Here is a 2,043-nt window from a genome sequence, read left to right on the forward strand (position 1 = left end):
TAGTATTTTTTATTTCAATAGTTATCTTAAATAGCCATTTAATTAAAAATTTTCATTGGATTTATTACTAACAATAGCAAGGGCTAATTCTGTTAGTGTAGTAGTATTACTAAAGCTTGGTGCTTCTATCATGAGATCTGCTGCTGCAGCACTTTTTGGAAAAGCTATAACATCACGAATATTATTAGTGCCAGTGAGTAGCATAACAAGCCGATCCAGACCAAAAGCAAAACCAGCATGGGGGGGGGTACCATATTTGAGTGCATTAAGTAAAAAGCCAAATTTGTCACGTTGCTCGTTTAAAGTCATACCTAAAATACTAAAAATCTTTTGTTGTATTTCATGACTATGAATTCGTACTGAACCACTACCAACTTCATACCCATTTATTACCATATCGTAAGCATTAGCTACTACAGTTAACGGAGAAAGAGCTAAAGTTTCTACTTCAATGTTTTTAGGTGCCGTAAATGGATGATGTACAGTAATTAAATTACCTTGATTATCTGTTTCAAACATAGGAAAATCTATTATCCATAGTGGAGCCCAGCGAGATTTATTGTTTAACTTTAAATCACTACCTAGCTTTAATCTCAAAGCACCCATAGCATCATTAATCACTTTAGCATGGTCAGCGCCAAAGAACAAAATATCTCCATCGCAAGCTCCGGTACGGGCACAAATTGCAGCAATAACTTCTGGAGCAAGAAATTGTCTTATAGGGCTTTGTATTTCTTCTGTACCAATCGTCTGTTGATCCATTTTCATCCATACTAGATTTTTGACACCGTATTTTTTAACATATGAATCGTATTCATCGATCTGCTTACGGTTGAGCTTAGCGCCTCCCGGTACTCGTAGTGCTACTACACGATTTTTACTATCGTTAGCAGAAGAAGCAAAAATAGGAAATGCTATTTGTTTTACTAAATCTGCTATGTCAACTATTTCTATAGTATTTCGTAAATCTGGTTTATCAGAGCCAAAACGACGCATAGCTTCTGTATAACTCATGTGTGTAAATTTTTCTAATTCTACTCCTTCTATTTCATACCACAGAGAACGGATTAAATCCTCCATGACATCACAGACTTCTGATGCTGTCATAAATGACGTTTCTACATCTATTTGGGTAAATTCAGGTTGTCTATCAGCTCGTAGATCTTCATCACGAAAGCATTTGACGATCTGGTAATAGCGATCGAAACCAGACATCATTAATAATTGCTTAAATAATTGTGGTGATTGCGGTAATGCGTAAAATTTTCCTTTATGAACTCGGCTTGGTACTAAGTAATCACGAGCACCTTCTGGTGTTGCTTTTGTTAGCATTGGTGTTTCAATATCTAAAAAACCTTTTTGTTCCATAAAGCGTCGGACAAAGCTAGTTATATGTGCGCGTACTTTTATCCGCTGCGCCATTTCCGGTCGTCGTAGGTCAAGATAACGAAACTTTAAGCGTTGTTCTTCAGAATTATGTTTGTGAGTATCTAGCGGTAGTGGTTTGGAACTATTAATAATAGTCAAGCTTGTTGCTAAAACTTCTATCTCTCCGGTCATCATATGAGAGTTTATTTGATGGGACGGACGCATCCGTACTATACCTATAATTTGTAAGCAAAAATTATTTCGTAGTTTAGCTGCGTGGGAAAAAACAATTGAATGAGTAGAATCAAAAATAACTTGTACTAGTCCTTCTCGGTCGTTCATTTCAATAAAAATTAACTTACCAAGGTTTCTATAGCTATAAACCCAACCACATAAAGTAACTTCTTGCCCAACATATGATGTATTTAGCTGCCCGCAATATATAGTACGCATAAATAATATCCTACCTTAGTATTCAGCTATTAAAGCAAAAATTTAATATTAATAATGTTAAAATATTAAAATTAATAATTATATTTATATTATATTATAATGTAAATTTACATTAATTTACAAATTTTAGTACTTTAATATCATCTCATTATCTATAATTATTTTTTTGTTACACTGATAACTAATATTATTTTATTATATGGTATATAAGCATAATATATT

General features: G+C 33.5%; 1 protein-coding gene. It reads right to left on the minus strand.

What is annotated here, in order from left to right; translation table 11 throughout:
* Window positions 1-42: 42 nt before the first annotated feature.
* Window positions 43-1,821, minus strand: coding sequence for an aspartate--tRNA ligase (gene aspS, locus CEX73_RS01295; protein ID WP_101626809.1), 1,779 nt, complete (start codon window positions 1,819-1,821; stop codon window positions 43-45).
* Window positions 1,822-2,043 lie beyond the last annotated feature (222 nt).

This window comes from Candidatus Palibaumannia cicadellinicola (assembly GCF_002855795.1).
Classification (GTDB): Bacteria; Pseudomonadota; Gammaproteobacteria; order Enterobacterales; family Enterobacteriaceae; genus Baumannia; species Baumannia cicadellinicola_C.

Coding starts and splice junctions, on each gene's coding strand:
- aspS (WP_101626809.1), bottom strand. CDS start 1,821: ATGCGTACTATATATTGCGGGCAGCTAAATACATCATATGTTGGGCAA.